We start from the raw sequence: 19,224 nt of genomic DNA, 5'->3' as shown, positions 1-19,224 counted from the left end.
CAATAATATGGAGAGTTTAACTATAGTTATATTCAGCTATTTGACTCCCTCGGCTACAGATGATAGGGTATTTTCGAAGTTAAATTTTTCCGGGAGGGAACACCCATGACGGAAGTAAAGCTTAGTATTGGATACGACGAATTCGAAGAAGGTCAAAGAATTGGCGAAGCAATTGAGAAGTTAAGCAGCAGCCCTGAAGGTGCGTCGCTGACCAGCCTAATTATCGGTGATTGGGGGCAAGCCTACGAGAATAGCTCGGAAGAGGTTGTAGAGGCACTGGTTACGCATAGCGCCAGCTTCCCTGCTTTACGCAAGCTTTTTATTGGTGAGATGGGCTATGAGGAATGCGAGATTTCATGGATTACCCAAAGCGATCTATCACCGCTGCTCCCTACTTTTCCAGAATTACAATCACTCACGATTCAAGGCGGGAATGAGCTGAGCCTCTCAGAGCTAAAGCATGACAAGCTGGAGGAACTGATAATTATTAGTGGCGGCTTAAGTAAAGCCGTACTTGAAAATATTGCAGCCAGCCAATTGCCGAATTTACGTAAGCTGGAACTATATCTTGGCGTAGATAACTACGGCTTTGACGGAAGCCTCGCAGATATTCTACCTCTTATAGAAGTAGGAAAGTTCCCTAAACTTACCTATCTGGGATTAAAAAATAGCGAAATACAAGATGAAATCGCCGGTGCAGTAGCAAATGCGCCTATCTTAGATCAGCTGGATACGCTAGATCTATCTCTGGGTACCCTCAGCGACGAAGGTGCTGAATTGCTTCTTGCCAGCGAGAGAATCAAGGGACTAAAAGCATTGAATCTAAGCCATCATTTTATGTCCGACGAGATGATCAGCCGGTGGCAGCAGAGTGGATTACCTGTCGATGTCAGCGACAAACAGGAAAGCGATGATGAGGAAGACTGGCGTTATCCTTCCATCACAGAGTGAGCCCCCTATGCGGCCGATGATCGTTATCGGTATTCCTGGGGATAAACGGACTAGCGGCATTCAGCAAGCACGTTCCGATCTCGGAATGCCACCTGCCATCATTTTATCGTACGCTGAATTTCTGCAAGGCCAATCGTTAGGTGATCTGCTGGAAGTGCAGAAGCAGCAGTTATCCAGCCAGCCGGCTGTTTATAACGGAATAGATCTCAGTGCGGCTCCCCCGCTGCTGAGATTGGAATCGCCTGGCAACAGCTTTGAAGTAGAACGTGCCTTAATCGCTCTTGGCGCACCTGATGCCGTTGATGTTGACGATTCGCTGCATCCCTACGCTGAAAGACCTGATCCGCGCCCACTCCGTGTGAAGGTAGCCCATCAATTGAAGGAGATGCAGGGTGTCCTGCATCATCCTTCGCAATGGTTCCGCGGTTATTGCCGCATGCTGGCTAGACTACAGCGCGAAGCCAAAGAGGTTTGTCCAGGCTCGCTATGGTTAAATGACCCCGCTGACATTGCGGCCATGACCGATAAACGGCGGGCACAACAGATTCTGAGTGAGGCAGGCATCACTATTCCTCGTCCATTAGGCGAGGAACAACAGCCTACCGACTATGCCTCTCTCCGTGAGATGATGATCTCCCGGCGAATGCACCGGGTATTCATTAAGCTAGCCTTCGGCTCTGCCGCTTCCGGGGTGATCGCCTATCAGCTCCATCCCGTTACAGGTGCCGAAGTTGCCTTAACTACAGTGGGGGTCGAGAATTACATCACCCGACCGCCCATTTACTATAATTCCGGTAAACTGCGGCGATACACAGATACCGCCACGATCTCCGGCATTATTAACTGGATTTATCGGCATGGTGGTTATGCCGAGCAATGGATCCCTAAGATCGGCCATAACGGCAAAGCCTTCGATATCCGCCAGCTCGTGGTTCTCCGCGAGGCCTGTCATGCAATTGCTCGTGTAAGTTCCACCCCAATTACGAATCTGCATTTACGCAGCCAGCGGATGTCTCCTTCAGAAGCCGGTTTATCAGAATTCATACAGGAGCAGGTACGAAATACCGCGTTGCAAGCGCTGGCGGCATTTCCCCGTTCTGGAGTTGCCGGGATAGACGTGCTGATATCTGGAGGATCGCAGCAGTGTTTTGTCGCCGATGTTAATCCATTTGGCGATTTGCTGTACGATGTAAAATACCGTGGCTGCAGCACCTACGAATGGGAAATGAAGGTATTGACCGCCAGAGACTATATTACTCATCCCTCAACACCGCTTATAAAGGAAGGATCCTCTTAATGGATATGAACACTATCGTTGGCACCCATGACATTCTAATGATCACACTTGATACCCTTCGATACGATGCAGCTACTATGGAGGAAGCGAACTGCCCGAACCTGTGCGGAACGGGATCCTGGGAGAAAAGACATACTCCCGGCAGCTTTACTTATGCGGCCCATCACGCTTTTTTCGGCGGCTTCTTGCCTACTCCAGCTACAACGGATAAGACTGAGCATATCCGTATGTTCCATTCCCGAAATACCGGAATGAAGACGCATCCTCATACATGGCTGTTCGATACGCCGGATATCGTGTCAGGACTTGCTGCCGAGGGCTATCGCACGGTTTGTATTGGAGGTGTTATTTTTTTCACCAAAAAAAATCCACTCGCTCGTGTGTTGCCAAGCTATTTCCAGCAAAGCTACTGGCGGATGACCTTCGGTGTGACCAATCCGCGTTCCACAGAGCATCAGGTGAACCATGCCTTGAAGCTGCTAAAGGATACTCCTAGCGAGCAAAGATTGTTTATGTTCCTCAACGTCTCTGCCATTCACGGACCAAATCATTATTTTGTACCTGGTGCTAAAAAAGACTCCGTAGACAGCCAGCGCGCCGCTCTTCGTTATGTGGACGGTGAACTGGGCCGGTTGTTCGATGCGTTCCGGGAACGCGGCAATCCTGTCTTCTGCCTGGCTTTTTCAGATCATGGAACCGCTTATGGGGAAGATGGCTATCAGGGGCATCGCCTTGCCCACGAGACGGTATGGAACGTCCCTTATCGGGAGTTTATTTTATAATATTTATAACAAGGAAAGGATGGAGAACTGATATGACGTTATCGTCCTTCTCTTTAGAAGAGCTTCACAAGTGGAAAGACAGCATTACTGCTCACCCTTACCGTTCTTATCTGTATTCCTATCCACACAAAACGGCTTACAGGGATTTGCAGCCTCCGATGCCGCTAGAAACACTCTGGCGTGATGAGCCTGCGGAATCTTTCTTTCTATATATGCATATTCCGTTTTGTGGCGCACGCTGCGGATTCTGCAACCTATTTACCCTGCCTGATAAACGCGCAAATGTTCATGCCACATACGTGGATGCCCTGGAACGCCAAGCAAAGCAATGGGCGGAATTCACCAGACATAAACCTTATGCGCGTTTTGCGATCGGCGGTGGAACTCCCACCCTGCTGGCAGCAGATCAGCTCCGCCGCTTGTTTCACATTGCCGTTGATACGATGGGACTGGACACAAATACAGCCTCCATCTCAGTGGAAACTTCACCGGAGACGATTACCGAAGAGAAGCTGAATATTCTAAAAGAGTATACGGTGGATCGGGTCAGCATGGGCATCCAAAGTTTTGTCGCTGCTGAATCGGCGGCCATCTATCGCCCACAAAATCCGGATGAGGTATATCGGGCACTAGATCTGCTGGGGAAATATGATTTTCCCATACTAAATTTAGATCTGATCTACGGGCTTCCGGGGCAGACGGTCGACTCTTGGCTATATTCGCTCAATCAAGCGATCAGCTTTGAGCCAGAGGAAATTTTCATCTATCCGCTCTACACCCGTGAGCATACGATTGTGAAGCCTGGTGATATCCAGCGTCAGGACGATATTCGCCTAGATTGCTACAAAGCCGCTGGGCAGCTGCTTAGAGCGAGAGGATATCGCCAATACTCCATGCGTCGTTTCGCCAAGGAAGACGCAGGAACAGCTAAACCCATTCTCGATTATAGCTGCCAAGAAGAAGGAATGGTCGGATTGGGCTGCGGAGCAAGATCCTACACCCGCCATGTGCATTACGCTTCCCGTTATGGGGTAAGCCGTAAAGCAACCGAGAGCATTATTGCTGATTACGTGGCGACGGATCGTTACGATACTGCGGATTACGGGATTGTGCTGAGTCTTGAAGAACAGAAACGCCGCTTTATTCTGAAGGCGATTCTACATAGCGAAGGGCTGAAGCTTGAAGATTACAGCCAGCGTTTCGATCAATCGCTCTGGAGCGATTATCCTGAGCTGTCCAACCTGCTTCATTCCGGTCTTGGGCAAGAGGAAGATGGCATCCTGCGCCTTACCACCGAAGGGATGGGTTACTCTGATTCGATTGGGGATTGGTTTATTTCTGGGGAGATCCGAGAGCAGATGGAAAGGTTCGTATTGCCATGAATGCGGTTCTCTACTACCGCAGTTCCCTCACGTCCTGCAACTATGATTGCCCCTATTGTCCTTTTGGCAAAACAAGAGACAGCGCAGCTACGCTCGCCAAGGACCGCCAGGGGCTGGAAGCCTTTGTAGCGTGGGCCTCTGAGCAAGGTGCGGCAGGTCATCGGCTTTCTATATTTTTTAATCCCTATGGCGAAGGGCTGATTCATCGCTGGTACAAAGAAGCAATGATTGCCCTCTCCAATATGGACCATGTAGAGAAGGTAGCGATTCAGACCAACCTATCTGCCAACCTGGATTTCATCTCCCAGCTGAATCGTAAAAAAGTGGCCTTTTGGGCCACCTACCACCCCGGACAAGTGCGGGAGGATAAATTTCTGGCGCAATGTTTGACTTTATATGAGAACGACGTTCCATTTAGTGTGGGAAGCGTTGGAATACGCAGCGCTTTTTCAGCTATAGCTTCACTTCGTTCTGCGTTACCAGAGAACGTGTACTTATGGGTCAATGCTTACAAAGATAAACCTGATTATTATACAGCTGAGGATTTTGTCTTCCTTAGCGAGATTGATCCACATTTTTCTGTGAATGCTATGGATTATGAAAGCCTTGGCCAAGCCTGCAATGCAGGAAAAGATGTTTTTTACGTACAGGGCGCTGGGCTTGTGAAACGCTGCTATAAGGACAGAGGTGTCATAGGCAATCTTTACCGTGATGGGCTAGAGGGTCTCTCTGCGGTTAGAAGCTGCCGAATGAAGGTATGCGATTGTTATATCGGTTATATTCATATGCCCGAGCTGAAGCTGCGGAGCATCTATGAAGCTGGACTTTTGGAACGAATCCCGTATGGCGCTATGAACAACTGAATTAGAATTCCAGACAGGGTTACTTTACTCTCTGTGGAATATGACAAGTAGCCCCCATCTATAGGGGCATAGCAAACACTAAAGTTGGAGGGACAATAACTTATGAACAACATCATTAATTTTGCGCATCGTGGAGCGTCGGCAGTGTGTCCAGAAAATACTATGGCAGCATTTCGCAAAGGTCTTGAGCTGGGTGCAACCGGAATAGAAACTGATGTACAAATGACCAAGGATGGCGGCCTAGTCCTCATTCATGATGAAACTCTAAACCGCACAACAAGCGGAACCGGCTATGTGAAGGATCATACACTCGCAGAACTGCTGGAAGTGGACGCAGGCTCATGGTTCGGACCTGAATTCAAAGATGAGCGCCTTCCATTGCTGGAAGATTTATTAGATCTGCTGCAAGGTAGAGATACCATCCTAAATATCGAGCTTAAAAATGGCACTTTTTTATATCCGGGTATGGAGGAAAAAGTGATCGCGGCCGTACGGGATTTCAAGATGAGCGATCGCGTCATTTTTTCGAGCTTCAACCATTATTCACTAGCTTACTGTCAGTCGCTGGCACCGGAGATCAGAACAGGAATTCTATACGGGGAAGGCTTGTATCGTCCTTGGGACTATGCTGCTACACTTGGAGCGACTGCGTTGCATGCATATCATTTTGCAGTACTGCCTGAATTCGTCGAAGAAGCGGCGAAGCATGGCGTTGTCTACCATCCTTGGACCGTTAACGATCCCGAGCGGATGAAATATTTAATTGAAGCTGGTGTATCAGGCATTATTACCGATCATCCAGACCTACTCGCTGGACTTCTGGCTGACAAGGGAGTGTGATGGTGTGAAAAAAGTCTGGCTGCTCGGATTCGGCTTTTTCAGCATCAGCATTACATGGAGTCTGTATAACGCATTTGTACCTTTTTTCCTCGAAAAATATGTACATAGCGTGGCCCTAATCAGCTTCATGATGACGATTGATAATTACTTCGCCTTATTCTTGCAGCCTTGGATCGGCAATCGGAGTGACCGCACGACCTCGCGTTTTGGACGCAGAATGCCTTATCTTATGATCGGTATGCCCTTCGCTGCCGTGCTGACTATGCTGATTCCGTTTCATACCGGACTATTTACACTGCTTTTATTTATGATGCTGATGAATTAAGCCATGAGTTTATACCGTTCCCCTACCGTCGCTCTCATGCCCGACATAACACCTGAAGAGCAGCGTACAAAGGCTAACGGATTAATTAATTTCATGGGTGGATTCGGATCAATTCTGGCTTTCGGCGTGGGTTCGATCCTCTATAAATCAAATCCTGCGCTGCCATTTCTCGTTGCTGGACTGATTACCCTGTTATGTCTGTTTATCGTATCGCGCTTCATCAAAGAAAAACGGGATGGTGTGAATATAAGCCCTACGCTTCTATCCGATACAGCGGGGAGCCCTTCTGCGACGATAGTTAAGCCTTCCAGAGTCTCCTTTCGCGGCCAGCTGGATCGTACTACAGTCTTTCTACTGGCAGCGATTTTCTTCTGGTTTGTAGCTTATCAAGGGGTCGAAACCTTGTTTACATTGTATGGAAAAAACCATCTGGGCCTCAGTGAACAAGCAGCCTCCTTCTCCCTTACCTTCTTCTCCCTTGCCTTTGTGCTGTTCGCTATTCCGAGCGGTTGGCTGGGTGGGCGATTCGGGAAAAAGAAGATCATTATCGTCGGCGTATGTGGCCTGATGACGGTCTTTGCGCTTGTTGGGTTTGCACAGGACCTGCTGGTGCTTCGAGCGTTACTCCTGACAGGAGGAATCTTCTGGGCTTGTATCAACATCAACTCTTATCCTTATGTTGTTGCAACGGGAACTGAGGAGAGTATCGGTACTCGAACAGGGATGTATTATTTGGTCTCTTCACTGGCAGCGATCAGCTCGCCACCTTTGCTGGGGCTAATGATTGATATTTTTGATTACTCCATCCTGTTCTATGTAGCAGCGATTAGTATGGCGGTTGCCCTGCTCTGCCTCTTCTTGATGAAGGGACGCAAGCAAGTCCCCCACAAGTTTCACACACCGGGAGCCTAAAAAAAAGCGTCAGCCTTAGACATCTATTTATGTCCAGGGCTGACGCTTATATTTTACACTTAACAAACTAATTTTTATAAACTGAATAACGACCTGTACCCAGCTGTTTGGCGGTGTACATCGCTGTATCTGCTTCGTGCAGCAGCCTGAAATGATCCACCTTGCCATGACTAATGCTGATGCCTATGCTCGCAGATACAAAGAGGTTGTGCTCTCCCAGCTGATAATGTCTGGTCGTCTTCTCCAGAATCTGCACCGCTAACTGCTCCGCTTCCTTCTGATTGCAGCCTTTAGCTACAATCACAAATTCATCACCGCCTATACGGAAAATATGGCGTTTTCTTTTGCTGGAGAATTGACTTAACCTTCCTCCCACCTCTTGCAGCAGTAAATCGCCCACATGATGTCCTAAGCTGTCATTGATTGATTTGAACCGGTTCAAATCCATAAACAATACGGCTAGTTGCTCATTTACTTTGCAGCGATCCCAAAAGTGATCCATTCCATTCTTGTTTAACAGCCCTGTTAAGCCATCCTTATAGGCAAGTTCCTTAAGCTGCTCTCTTTCCGCCAAAACAAGGTTCAGCCGTGTAAGCAAAAACATTAAAACAGCTATCGTAAGCGCGTATATCAATAACGGAGTGAAAATCGCCCCATTGACCTCTATAGTTTCTTCTAAGGATTTTTTGCCTAGCTGATGCATTGCCCACAATCCAACGACAATAGTTATAATGGAAAGGCCCGTGTAAACTGCTCTTTGTTTTGGTTCCTTACTAGCAGCATCCCGGTAAAATCTCATTACTAAATAACCTACAACCCCTGCGATGATAATGGACATTAACGTTTGTAAATAAATCTGAACCTCTACCACCTTTAATTCGCACATCCTTCTGAACTACAAATAATTAGCTTACTGTACTGCGATACCAATATATAAAAAAGCTCTGAACATTATCTGAACACTTACTCTTTCTCCAAATGCCGCGCACAATTATATAACTCGCAGTTCCATGAGCCATCCGATTCGGATTTTGTTATTCGCGTAATTGACGTATTGTTCAATAATACTGTGCCGTCCAGTTCTGGAAGTAGTCTTCTAAGGCTACTGCGTAAAATTGCACCATGGCTAACGATCAGAATATGACTGCCTGGATGTCTCGCCGCAATTTCTTCAATGACTTCGCTGCCTCTGAGCTCGCTGGCTTCTGGAGTTTCCAAACCCAAATCTAACGTCTTCCAATCGGTTCCCCATCGTTCAATCCGCTCTTGCTGCGTAGTTCCTTCAATAAGTCCCGCATACATCTCTCGAATGCCCGGCGCTAAACCCGTGATCTCAAGGCCTAATCTTTCTGCAATAACCTCTGCCGTTTGCCGCGCTCTGAGTAAATCACTTGAATATATGTAATCCCATTGTTCTGTGCTAAGACGTTCAGCCAGTAGTTGTGCCTGTTGCAGGCCTTCAGCATCCAATGAATTATCCGTATGCCCTTGCACTCTGCCTTCTTTATTCCACGCGGTACTTCCATGGCGAATTAAACCTATCGTAGTCATAAAAATCTCCTTTTAGCTATTGAGTCTAGTGGCAGTTGTGATGCTGGTTATGGTGCTAGTTATGGTGCTAATCTCAGTGCAATTTCAGTGCTAATATAAATAATATAATCTATATTCTATCAGATTCACCCTATGAACATTTAAAAATAAAGGTTATCCAAGTTTTTGAACATGAGGTATAATAAACCTTGTCGTTTTTTACAACAGCTACAAGATAAGGAGTAATTGTTTATGATGAAAAAGCTAGGGTCCACTCTGTTTCTTACCTTCTTACTGCTCGTTCCGCTTGTCGCCACTTGCCCATCCACTGTTGGTGCAACACCAGTTCCTAAAAACACCGTCTATGTGGACAAGAATAACCATTCATACATACCACTGCGTCTCTTAAATAGCTTCACTGGTATACAGTCTGTATGGAATCCTAACGAAAAACGTATAAGCATTACGAATGCAGACACCACCATAACGCTTACATTAGGTCAAACCGCTGCGCTCGTCAATGAAAAGTCGGTTACACTAACTGATCTTGCTTTCAGTGATAATGGCACGGTATATATCCCGTTGTCTTTTATCAGCACAACGCTTGGCATTCAATTAACTTGGGATAAGGAAGCCTCTTCATTAACCCTTAAGAGTAATGATATTGCAACCACTGTTCCTGTACAGTCCGGCGCACTAATCAAAGCGGATTCTTCATCAGTTGTCAGCGCTAGTAAAACCTTCAAAGTTGGCGGCAGATCCTTCAAAGCCCAGACGGTTACAGTGTCCCTGCTGCATCCTAAGGTGAAACTTGATGTCGTACTGGCTGGAAATACGGTCGGAAAAGTGGAGGACCTAAGCAGTCTGGCTAAACGTAATAATGCCGTAGTTGCGATTAACGGAACATTTTTTGATGCCTATACAAAAGGAGCATACAAAGCTCCATACGGTTACATTGTCAGCGGCGGAAAAATGCTTAAAAATAGCTCCGGGGATCGCCGGACGATTTTTACCTATGACAGCAACCATCTGGCGTCACTGATTCCTGGGCTGGATTTCACAAGCCGCTTCGCTTCCGGCTCCATGGAAGGAGCTCTTCAAGCCGGCCCGCGTCTTCTTGTGAACGGCAAGGTATCCCTAAATGTCGCGGCAGAAGGCTTCAAAGATCCAAAAATCTTAACCGGCGGCGGAGCACGCAGCGCGCTCGGATTAACACGCGACCATAAGCTCATTCTACTGACCACTGGTGGAGCCACCATCCCACAGCTGGCAGAAATGATGAAGCAAGCTGGAGCGTATCAAGCCATGAATCTGGATGGTGGTGCATCCAGCGGGCTCTACTACAACGGCAAATATCTTACGTCCCCTGGGCGTCAGATCAGCAATGCAATTGTAGTCAAATATCAATAAAATCTCTTGGCCAGACGGCTAGTTGCGAGTGCTGAGCTTTGTGATTTGGCTCAGCTACTGCTCGGCTATGGCTTCGACTACGGCTTCGGCTTCGGCTTCGGCTACTAAGAATATTGTACAAAGTGCAATCAGAGGCAGTTTGCAGCGCATAATTGCTATAGCGGTATGATTGCTGTGCGACGTATGAGATTACTTTGCAGCATATGATTGCCGAGCTCAAACCCAAAAATCCCCTTGATGACTTACCCATCAAGGGGATTTTTCATAAAACGTTGCCAGTTTAGATACTGCTGACAGATCCAATGTTAGGAGCAGCCGGTGCAACTTAATCTGTGTGACCTGAATATTCCCACACCTGCAACCAAACTTCTGTAGTAAAGCCCAATTTCTCGTAGAAAGGCTGCATAGAACCTACGTAAACTTTACTAGCTCCGAGTTGTTTTAAACGGTTAAATCCTTCGTGTAGAACCGCCCGTCCCAGTCCCAGCTTTCGATAATTAATGGATGTGCCTACAGGCTCCAGAGCACCAATTCTATTGCTGCTGTCCCAAAAAATATTACAAAAGGAAACCACTTCGCCCGCGTCATTCACAACGCTAAGATCGAGCTGCGGATTATAGCTTGGAGCGTTACTCATATTCCCATAATGTAGCAGCGTGAGCTCTGCCTCCGCCGTTTCTGCATAGTCGAAGGCCATGATATGTCCAAGCGCTTTTGCAGTAACCTCGATCTCATCTCCGCTGCATATTCTAAAGCCAGAGGGGAGCTCCACAGGAAATTCCTTATCCAATCGCAAGGAGTTTGCGCTTTCCTTACCACCCGTTTGATGATACCCCCTCTTACGAGCAACCTCCGCCGCAGAGGTCATATTCTCCGGTATTGGCACATACAGCTCTACGTAACCACCGTTCTCTTCCTCAGCTTTTTGTTCAGCAAAAGCAAACATTTCTTCAAGTAATTTTTCCGGAGGATTCATCTCAGCACACTGAAAATAGAACCCATCGTCCCTGCACACTACAGCTGCAAGCTCTCCATTCTCATACTCCCATAAGCCCACTTTTTGTTCCCACTGCTCCAGCGTTCCACTTCTCGTCTCCTGAAAAAAAGCAACAAATTCCCAGCGGTCTATAAGCCAGGTATTTGGAGTCTTTAGCTTACTATAACTTTGTATAAGAAAATGACGTACCTTCAGCAGATCTTCAGAACGGTAGCTTCTAAAATTAATGTTCATTTTCCACGCCCCTTTCTTTAATTTCATATTAAGGGGGAAGCAAAATGAAGCATATATCATAATTAGTTATTATTATTTTATACTACCGAATATGATCCGTACGTTCACAAAACAAACATTTCTTGAGTGAAAATTATGAGCTCCACGCATCCGTTAACTGCATTTAGTGCAACTATTTCCTCAGAATGCTCCTTCAAAAGATAGTTAGTTGTATTTCGTGCAGTTAAATTTCTGGTTTTCCTTTAATTCCACTAGATTCACCCTTTATAGTTGCACGAAGTGCAATTAAATGGCTTATAATGACCAACTACGCAGAAATAAGTGTACAAAGTGCAATTAGAGAAAGTTTTGGAGTGGGCGATCTTCTTCCGGAGGAAATAGTCACTGATCAAGCTTTTTCAAGCGATAATTATGAGCTCCACGCATCCGTTAACTGCATTTAGTGCAACTATTCCTCAGAATGCTCCTTCAAAAGATAGTTAGTTGTATTTCGTGCAGTTAAATTTCTGGTTTTCCTTTAATTCCACTAGATTCACCCTTTTTAGCTGCACGAAGTGCAACTAAACGGCTTCTAGGGACGATCTACGCAGAAATAAGTGTACAAAATGCAATTAGAGTAAGTTTGTTGAGTGGGCGTTCTTCTTCCGAAGGAAATAGTCACTGGTCAAGCTTTCTCAAGCGATAATTATGAGCTCCACGCATCCGTTAACTGCATTTAGTGCAACTATTTCCTCAGAATGCTCCTTCAAAAGATAGTTAGTTGTATTTCGTGCAGTTAAATTTCTGGTTTTCCTTTAATTCCACTAGATTCACCCTTTTTAGTTGCACGAAGTGCAATTAAATGGCTTCTAAGGACTATCTACTCAGAAATAAGTGTACAAAGTGCAATTAGAGAAAGCTTTGGAGTGGGCGATCTTCTTCCGGAGGAAATAGTCACTGATCAAGCTTTTTCAAGCGATAATTATGAGCTCCACGCATCCGTTAACTGCATTTAGTGCAACTATTTCCTCAGAATGCTCCTTCAAAAGATAGTTAGTTGTATTTCGTGCAGTTAGATTTCCGGTTTTCCTTTAATTGCACCGAATTCACCCTTTTTAGCTGCACGAAGTGCAACTAAACGGCTTCTAGGGACGATCTACGCAGAAATAAGTGTACAAAGTGCAATTAAGTCTGGATAATCCGCTTGAGCGAAATCTGGATTGCTTAGAGCTAGATCAGCTAGAGCTAGGCCAGCTAGGCTAGACCAGCTAGACTAGGCCAGCTAGGCTAGGCCAGCTAGACTTAGATCAGCTAAATTCCCCTTCGATAAATCTAGCTAGATTCTTACGTTGACCACGAATACGAGTACTCTTTTTGCATAATTTTCCTTGTCCATGTTACTGTATAACTGAACAAAGGAGTGAAAATATGGAGACGATTCTAATCATAGAGGACGATGCCAAGCTGGCAAGCTTGCTGAGCACGTACCTATCGAAATATGGGTTCCGTACAATTATTGTAGAAGATTTCAACAGGGTGCTGGAGACTTTTAATGAAAGCTCGGCTGACCTTATCTTACTGGACGTCAATCTGCCTAAATACGATGGGTTCTACTGGTGCCGCCAGATTCGTTCCCTCTCACTCTGCCCGATTCTGTTCATTTCTGCACGGGATAGTGGAATGGATCAGGTGATGGCGCTTGAGAATGGCGGGGACGATTATATCACTAAGCCTTTTCACTATGAGGTTGTACTTGCCAAAATCCGCAGCCACATACGTAGAGCATATGGTTCATACTCACAGACTCAAGAAGAGCATAAACTCCAATCTGGAGGTTTAATCCTCTATCCTGAACGATATATGATCCAATACGACGGGCACACGAGTGAGCTAACCCAAAAGGAAGCGGTTCTACTGGAAGCTTTACTGCTTAAGGAAGGACGAGTGGTTAACCGGGAGCGTCTGCTCGATCTCATGTGGAAGGATCAGCATTTCATAGATGACAATACATTAAATGTCTACATAACCCGTGTCCGCAAAAAGCTCAAGGATCTCGGTCTTGGCGACATTGTGGAAACCGTAAGAGGCGCTGGCTATCGGCTTAATGTTTCTAAGGATACGCCATGAGGCTTTTTTGGAGAGACCAGATCTCACTGATCCTATTCTATCTGCTTCAGATGCTGCTTATCCCTTTGCTGTATTGGCTGTCTGGTGAGAACAGACCGATCTCTATCATGCTTTATGGAATCGCCTTGAGTACCGTAGTTCTATTGCTATATCTAGGCTACCGATACGTTCAGCACCGGAGATTGTATGCAGCATTAAGCGAACCTATGGACATGCTCCAAAAACATCTTGTTTCCTTAGGAGATACTCCTCTTTCAGAAGCTATCCATGAGTTATTGCAGCTGATTGACCGCCAGTATCAGGAGCAAGTGAATGCGCATGCGCGCCAGATGGATCAGCATATCGTATTCATGAATCGCTGGGTTCATCAAATGAAGACCCCGCTCTCTGTAATTCAGCTTACGCTAAAGGATCTTGAAGAGGAGGCAGCCGCAAGTATTCAGGAGGAACTGGAACGTCTGCGCAGAGGGCTGGAGATGGTTATCTACACTTCAAGACTTGACCGATTTGAAAATGATTTTCAAGTTGAACCGTTACTTCTGCGCAAAACCGTTAGTGAGGCGGTAGCCGAAAATCGCAGACTATTCATACGCCGGGGTATAAAAGTAGATGTACAGGTGGATGCCAATCTCGCGGTATATAGCGATGCTAAATGGTTAATGTTTATGCTGGCCCAAATCTTAACCAATGCCGTAAACTATACCTCCGGTACTGGCAAGACCGTTACCCTCTCAGCTCAGCGTGTGGGCACCGACACGATTCTGGATATTACCGATCAAGGGATCGGCATTTCTCCTGAGGATCTGAAGCGGGTCTTTAATCCCTACTTTACGGGTGACCGCGGGCGACATTATCATGAATCGACAGGGATGGGGCTGTATCTCGTCCGGGAGATTTGCAACAGGCTCGAACACAAGGTGGATATTCAGTCCCGGCTCGGGAAAGGAACCCGTGTGCGGCTTATTTTTAGCAACAGTGATCATCTACAGAAATAATATTGAGGGGACTTCGTCGTCATTATTCATGGCTTTGAAGCCTCCTTCTTCTTTATAGGCTACTTATCTCTCAACCCATTCTCCACAAGGAGAAAGGCGAACATAACCTTAACGTCTCTGTAAGGAAACCTTAAGGTAAATCCATAGCAGCTAATCTCTCGATCTTATAAATTATATACATAACCCGTTCCCCGAATAAGGCGGATGAAATCATTTTTGTATTGGAGGAATGAATGATATGAACGTATTGGAAGTCAAAGGACTTCATAAGGTATACCCCGGCAAAATAGTGACCCAAGCCCTCACCGATATTCATCTTAATATTGAAAAAGGTGAATTTGTCGGAATTATGGGACCGTCTGGTAGCGGTAAAACAACACTGCTCAATATGGTATCCACAATCGACCAGCCGTCCTCTGGCGAAGTGAATATCAATGGCAGCAACCCTTATCTTTTGAATAAAAAAGAGCTCGCTCACTTTCGCCGAAAACAGCTAGGCTTTGTGTTTCAGGACTTCAACCTGCTTGAGACGTTAACCGTCGCCGAAAATATTGTGCTGCCCCTGACTTTGGATAACCGTAAGCTCTCACAGATGGAAATCTTGCTTCAAAGAGTCGCTGAACGCTTAAACATTACCGATATTCTGAGCAAACGCACCTATGAAATTTCAGGGGGACAACGTCAGCGGACCGCAATTGCCCGGGCGATCATCACCTCTCCTTCGATTATATTGGCCGATGAGCCTACGGGTGCGCTTGACTCCAATTCTTCGCGGATGGTGATGGAATCGCTGGAAGATATTAACCACAAAGAAGGCACCACGCTAATGCTCGTAACACATGATCCACTGGCAGCGAGCTACTGCAACCGAATTGTTTTTATAAAAGACGGCAAACTAGCAGCGGAAATTCACCGGGGAGATAACCGTCAGGCCTTCTTCCAAAAGATTATCGATACACTTTCGTTCTGGGGAGGGAATAGTCATGAACTTTCCTCAATTCGCGTTTAATAATGTACGCCGTAATTCGCGCGCTTATTTTGCTTTTTTCTTAAGCAGTGCTTTTATGGTCATGATCTTTTTCTCTTATTCAGTCTTTATTTATCACCCTAGTATTACGAACATCGCGCTGGGTGCGAATTCAGCCTCCGGCATGCAAATTGCTTCTTACATTGTGTTTATCTTTGCGTTCTTTTTCGTACTATATTCGATTAGCGCATTTCTGAAAATGCGTAATCTGGAGTTCGGCATACTGATGATTTTAGGCGCACGACCTGGCCAGATCAACAAGCTGATTCTTATAGAAAACATGCTGATCGGACTGCTCTCTATAGTAACAGGTGTGTCTTTCGGCATGCTTTTATCCAAGTTATTCTTGCTGCTAAGCACGACAATTATGGGCATGGAGCCACTACCCTTTTATTGGCCAATGAAGGCGTTAATGATTACTTCTATCTCTTTCATTTCATTATTTCTGGTCATTTCGATCTTCACATTATTGTTCATTCGTAAACATCAAGTTCTTGAACTGCTTAAGGGAAATGTTAAACCTAAAAAAGAACCCCGTGTCTCCTTGTTGTTCTCGCTCTTTGGGCTTCTACTGTTGACCGTCGGCGCTCTCGCGATTCGGAAGCAATTGTCCCCGTCCTCACTATTAGTCGCCGCTGTCACAGGTATCGCTGGAACCTACTTTTTCTACTCTCAGTTATCTGTATTGGGCATTCGCCTACTAAAACTAAGACGCAAACGGTTATGGCGCGGAACCAATCTGCTGTGGATTTCCGAGATGAGTTATAAGATTAAAGACAATGCAAGAATGCTGTTCCTTGTAACTGTGGTTACCTCGCTTGCCTGTATGGCTTCGGGAATTCTTTTATCGATTAATCAAGCGAACTCAGACCTCTATAAAAAATCCCCATTCGCTGTGAGTTATACGATTTATGATCCGAAGGATGAAGCACCAGATTTAGAGCCCATTCACACTAAATTAAAGAATGCTAAAGTCGAGTATACAGAGAATAAAGTAGATCTAATCTCTGCTTCCATTCAAGGAATCGATAAGGAAATAATACTTGGAATTGATCTGATCTCCCGCTCACAGTTCAATCAACTGGGCTTACAGATGGATGTATCCGAGGTTGGACCCTTGTCTGAAAAAGAAGCTGTATTACTGCTGAACCCACATATGGATTCACAGAATTATGCTGCTAATCGAGCGATTCATTTGAAGGTTCAAAAAGATGAGGAACTGATGTTAAAAGAATTACGAACACCAAAGGTGCATCCAGTAGATCCAATGGCCACCTCACTTCTAATCGTAGATGACAACTTATATCATAAGATTTCTAATTCAACAGAGAAGTACACGAGACCTTATGTGAAATATCTATACAAAATCCCTGCATGGGACGGTCCTACACCTAATGACAGCTCAGCTGAAGCTGTTGTCACCAGAGACCTTATCCAATGGAATAAAGCCGCTAACAAGGCTAACCATCAATACAGCTCTATACTGGGATCGCGAGCAGACAGCTATCTATCGACCAAACAGGGAGCCGCCATGCTTAGCTTTATAGGGATTTTTATCGCACTGATCTTCTCGCTTTCATCGGCCAGCTTTCTCTTTTTTAAGCTTCATACTGAGCTCAATACAGATAAGCAAATGTATAATGCTTTGTCCAAAATCGGTTTAAGTACTAAAGAAATGTCAGCTTCTGCTACCAAACAGATTTCTGTGCTTTTCTATATTCCGATTATTATTGCCACCATTCAGACCCTTGTCGTGATACGCCCGATACTGAAACAGATTAATATCACAAATGTAACTGTGCCCGTGCTTACTACATCTGCTGTATTTCTGGTTGTGCAAACTATCTATTTCCTTATTGCGAGATCACGGTACATTCATAGTCTCAAGAAAATAATGGTGTAACACCATGTTGAAAAGAATCGTAACCCTGGATGTACTTCGCGGCTTGGAACTTATGGCAGCACCAAAAGGTTCTCTAGCTGATCAATAGGCAATTTGCTATAGTTAGTGAGCTATTACTAATTAATGAGGCAAGGAGGTTCCTGATTTATGTCCAAGGCTGATCACCTGTTATCCATTCTCTGGATGCTCAAGCAACGGGGAAGAACCGCCGGGGAACTAGCAGAAGCGCTAGAGATCAGTGTCCGCTCTATCTATCGTTACATCGACGCGTTATGCATCAGTGGCGTACCCATTATCGCGGATAGTGGACCTGGTGGTGGCTATAGCCTTCCGGAGCATTTTTCCGAGGTCCCGTTATTCTTTGACTCCGACGAACAACGTTCCCTCCTGCAAGCCGCCTCCTTTGCGCGGGGAACTGGATATCCTTATGTAGAAGCTCTAGATCAAGCAATCGCCAAACTGAAACGGTACAGCAATGCGCAGCAATTAGAACAGATGGAGCGTCATGAGAGCGGGATAGAAACCATCCACTCCCCTGCTGCGCCGCTTCCCCACCTGCTGCAAGAGCTTGAATTAGCAACGGCGAACGGACATACCCTCCAGATGGAATATCGGAAGGGAAACGGGGAGACGATTTCTTCCCGCGCTATTGATCCTTATGGACTTGTCCTGTGGAAAGGGCAATGGTACACCGTTGCTTATTGCCATCAGAGGCAAGAAATTCGGTCTTTCCGAGTCGATAGAATAACTGAACTGCACCGCACAGAAGCTCTGTTTGCCCGTCCTGCTGACTTCTCTGCACGGGATTTTTTATTAAAAAGCTTGCTGCCCACACCAAATACTCCAGAGAAACTCATAGCAGTAGTCATCGCCGCCGATGAAGGAATCCTGAACGATCTATGCAGTCATTGGCTGTTTGGACATGCGCTGGTGCAGCGCATTGACGGACAAGCCCGTTTTCAAGTCGATGAGACCTCCTTACTGACTTATGCGCCTTACTTCTTGTTGCCTTATGGATCAACACTACGAATCCTAGAGCCTTTAGCTCTGAAACAAAAGCTGTCCGCTATAGCTACTGATCTGGCAGCTTATTATAAGACTTAAAATGATTATTTTAGGATCACTGACCGTAGTTGTCAGTGATCCTTTTGTATAGTGTAAACAAGTCTAAGGGAATAAATGATTGTACAAACCAAGGAGGAATAAGGAATGAAAGAACTTCACTATGAATTTTATATTGGCGGAACACCTGAGCAGGTATGGGAGACTTTGATCTCTCCCGAAGGTACTAAACAGATTTACTACGGGAGCGTAATCCAATCAACTTTTAAAGAAGGTGAATTGCTTGAATATGTTGGTCCCGGTGCAGATGGCGATGAAACGATACATGTATATGGGACTCTGCTGGAGTTCACTCCACAAAAAGCGTTTCGTTTCACGCATAAGGTCGGCCCCTCCTATCATAAGGGTACAGAAAGATATGAATCGCGTATATCTTGGCTGCTTGAACCGGTGGGTGGAACTACTAAGCTTACGCTTATCCACGATGAATGGCATCCTGATGATCCTTCATATGCTGGCAGTATCAACGCCTGGTGGCAGGTTCTGAGTAATATTAAAACCTTGGTCGAGACCGGACGTACACTTGATTTTGGCAGCTGGTCGTAATT

At 45.7% G+C, this 19,224-nt stretch carries 16 protein-coding genes and 1 pseudogene; 14 read left to right on the top strand and 3 right to left on the bottom strand.

Translation table 11 applies throughout. The annotated features are described in order from the left end of the window. The first annotated feature begins 105 nt into the window (after positions 1 to 105). The 7 genes and pseudogenes from NSQ91_RS05300 to NSQ91_RS05270 all read left to right on the top strand — a co-directional run bounded on the left by NSQ91_RS05300 (position 106) and on the right by NSQ91_RS05270 (position 7,352). Positions 106 to 951 carry an STM4015 family protein gene (locus tag NSQ91_RS05300; RefSeq protein ID WP_340916747.1) on the top strand — a complete coding sequence of 282 codons (846 nt, stop codon included), beginning with the start codon at positions 106 to 108 and terminating at the stop codon, positions 949 to 951. A 7-nt stretch (positions 952 to 958) separates the two neighbouring features. Further along, the gene (locus tag NSQ91_RS05295) at positions 959 to 2,248 is read left to right on the top strand and encodes an STM4014 family protein (protein WP_340916744.1); all 1,290 of its coding nucleotides are present in this window, start codon (positions 959 to 961) and stop codon (positions 2,246 to 2,248) included. Further along, entirely contained in the window at positions 2,248 to 3,030 is a 783-nt protein-coding gene (locus tag NSQ91_RS05290; protein ID WP_076129567.1) for an STM4013/SEN3800 family hydrolase, read from the top strand. The genes NSQ91_RS05295 and NSQ91_RS05290 overlap by 1 nt, the downstream gene beginning before the upstream one ends. 32 nt (positions 3,031 to 3,062) lie before the next feature. Continuing rightward, entirely contained in the window at positions 3,063 to 4,412 is a 1,350-nt protein-coding gene (locus NSQ91_RS05285; RefSeq protein WP_076195182.1) for an STM4012 family radical SAM protein, read from the top strand. Continuing rightward, positions 4,409 to 5,275, top strand: coding sequence for an STM4011 family radical SAM protein (locus NSQ91_RS05280; RefSeq protein WP_340916740.1), 867 nt, complete (start codon positions 4,409 to 4,411; stop codon positions 5,273 to 5,275). Before NSQ91_RS05285 ends, NSQ91_RS05280 begins: the two co-directional genes overlap by 4 nt. Positions 5,276 to 5,377: 102 nt before the next feature. Beyond that, a complete protein-coding gene (locus NSQ91_RS05275) occupies positions 5,378 to 6,115 on the top strand; it encodes a glycerophosphodiester phosphodiesterase (RefSeq protein ID WP_076129570.1) in 738 nt (245 codons plus the stop codon). A 4-nt stretch (positions 6,116 to 6,119) separates the two neighbouring features. After that, positions 6,120 to 7,352, top strand: a pseudogene (locus NSQ91_RS05270) (SLC45 family MFS transporter). A gap of 67 nt (positions 7,353 to 7,419) precedes the next feature. On the opposite strand, the gene NSQ91_RS05265 reads toward NSQ91_RS05270, so the two are convergent. Both NSQ91_RS05265 and NSQ91_RS05260 read right to left on the bottom strand, forming a co-directional pair. Next, positions 7,420 to 8,238: a GGDEF domain-containing protein gene (locus NSQ91_RS05265; RefSeq protein WP_081392000.1), complete on the bottom strand. Its 819-nt coding sequence runs from the start codon at positions 8,236 to 8,238 to the stop codon at positions 7,420 to 7,422. A gap of 77 nt (positions 8,239 to 8,315) precedes the next feature. Further along, complete coding sequence (locus NSQ91_RS05260; RefSeq protein ID WP_038568983.1) at positions 8,316 to 8,903, bottom strand: histidine phosphatase family protein; 588 nt, start codon at positions 8,901 to 8,903, stop codon at positions 8,316 to 8,318. A 234-nt stretch (positions 8,904 to 9,137) separates the two neighbouring features. On the opposite strand from NSQ91_RS05260, the gene NSQ91_RS05255 reads away from it, so the two are divergent. After that, the gene (locus tag NSQ91_RS05255; RefSeq protein ID WP_340921407.1) at positions 9,138 to 10,292 is read left to right on the top strand and encodes a phosphodiester glycosidase family protein; all 1,155 of its coding nucleotides are present in this window, start codon (positions 9,138 to 9,140) and stop codon (positions 10,290 to 10,292) included. Between the two features lie 325 nt (positions 10,293 to 10,617). Here NSQ91_RS05255 and NSQ91_RS05250 read toward each other — a convergent pair whose 3' ends face one another. After that, positions 10,618 to 11,523 carry a GNAT family N-acetyltransferase gene (locus tag NSQ91_RS05250; RefSeq protein WP_340916736.1) on the bottom strand — a complete coding sequence of 302 codons (906 nt, stop codon included), beginning with the start codon at positions 11,521 to 11,523 and terminating at the stop codon, positions 10,618 to 10,620. A 1,407-nt stretch (positions 11,524 to 12,930) separates the two neighbouring features. Between NSQ91_RS05250 and NSQ91_RS05245 the strand changes: the two genes are divergently transcribed. The 6 genes from NSQ91_RS05245 to NSQ91_RS05220 all read left to right on the top strand — a co-directional run bounded on the left by NSQ91_RS05245 (position 12,931) and on the right by NSQ91_RS05220 (position 19,222). Beyond that, positions 12,931 to 13,629: a response regulator transcription factor gene (locus NSQ91_RS05245; protein WP_076278054.1), complete on the top strand. Its 699-nt coding sequence runs from the start codon at positions 12,931 to 12,933 to the stop codon at positions 13,627 to 13,629. Continuing rightward, positions 13,626 to 14,624: a sensor histidine kinase gene (locus NSQ91_RS05240; RefSeq protein WP_340916733.1), complete on the top strand. Its 999-nt coding sequence runs from the start codon at positions 13,626 to 13,628 to the stop codon at positions 14,622 to 14,624. Before NSQ91_RS05245 ends, NSQ91_RS05240 begins: the two co-directional genes overlap by 4 nt. 238 nt (positions 14,625 to 14,862) lie before the next feature. Next, a complete protein-coding gene (locus NSQ91_RS05235) occupies positions 14,863 to 15,633 on the top strand; it encodes an ABC transporter ATP-binding protein (RefSeq protein WP_036679832.1) in 771 nt (256 codons plus the stop codon). Then, a complete protein-coding gene (locus NSQ91_RS05230; RefSeq protein WP_076309218.1) occupies positions 15,608 to 17,554 on the top strand; it encodes an FtsX-like permease family protein in 1,947 nt (648 codons plus the stop codon). Before NSQ91_RS05235 ends, NSQ91_RS05230 begins: the two co-directional genes overlap by 26 nt. Before the next feature lie 147 nt (positions 17,555 to 17,701). Next, on the top strand, positions 17,702 to 18,658 hold the full coding sequence (locus NSQ91_RS05225; protein WP_340916730.1) for a helix-turn-helix transcriptional regulator: 957 nt from the start codon (positions 17,702 to 17,704) through the stop codon (positions 18,656 to 18,658). 105 nt (positions 18,659 to 18,763) lie between these two features. Next, positions 18,764 to 19,222 carry an SRPBCC domain-containing protein gene (locus tag NSQ91_RS05220; RefSeq protein ID WP_076104700.1) on the top strand — a complete coding sequence of 153 codons (459 nt, stop codon included), beginning with the start codon at positions 18,764 to 18,766 and terminating at the stop codon, positions 19,220 to 19,222. The last annotated feature ends 2 nt before the right edge of the window (positions 19,223 to 19,224 follow it).

It is taken from the genome of Paenibacillus sp. FSL R7-0048, from assembly GCF_038004505.1.
Taxonomy (GTDB): domain Bacteria; phylum Bacillota; class Bacilli; order Paenibacillales; family Paenibacillaceae; genus Paenibacillus_AQ; species Paenibacillus_AQ odorifer.
Note: the sequence above shows the minus strand (reverse complement) of the source record. Positions and strands in the feature narration are given on the sequence as shown.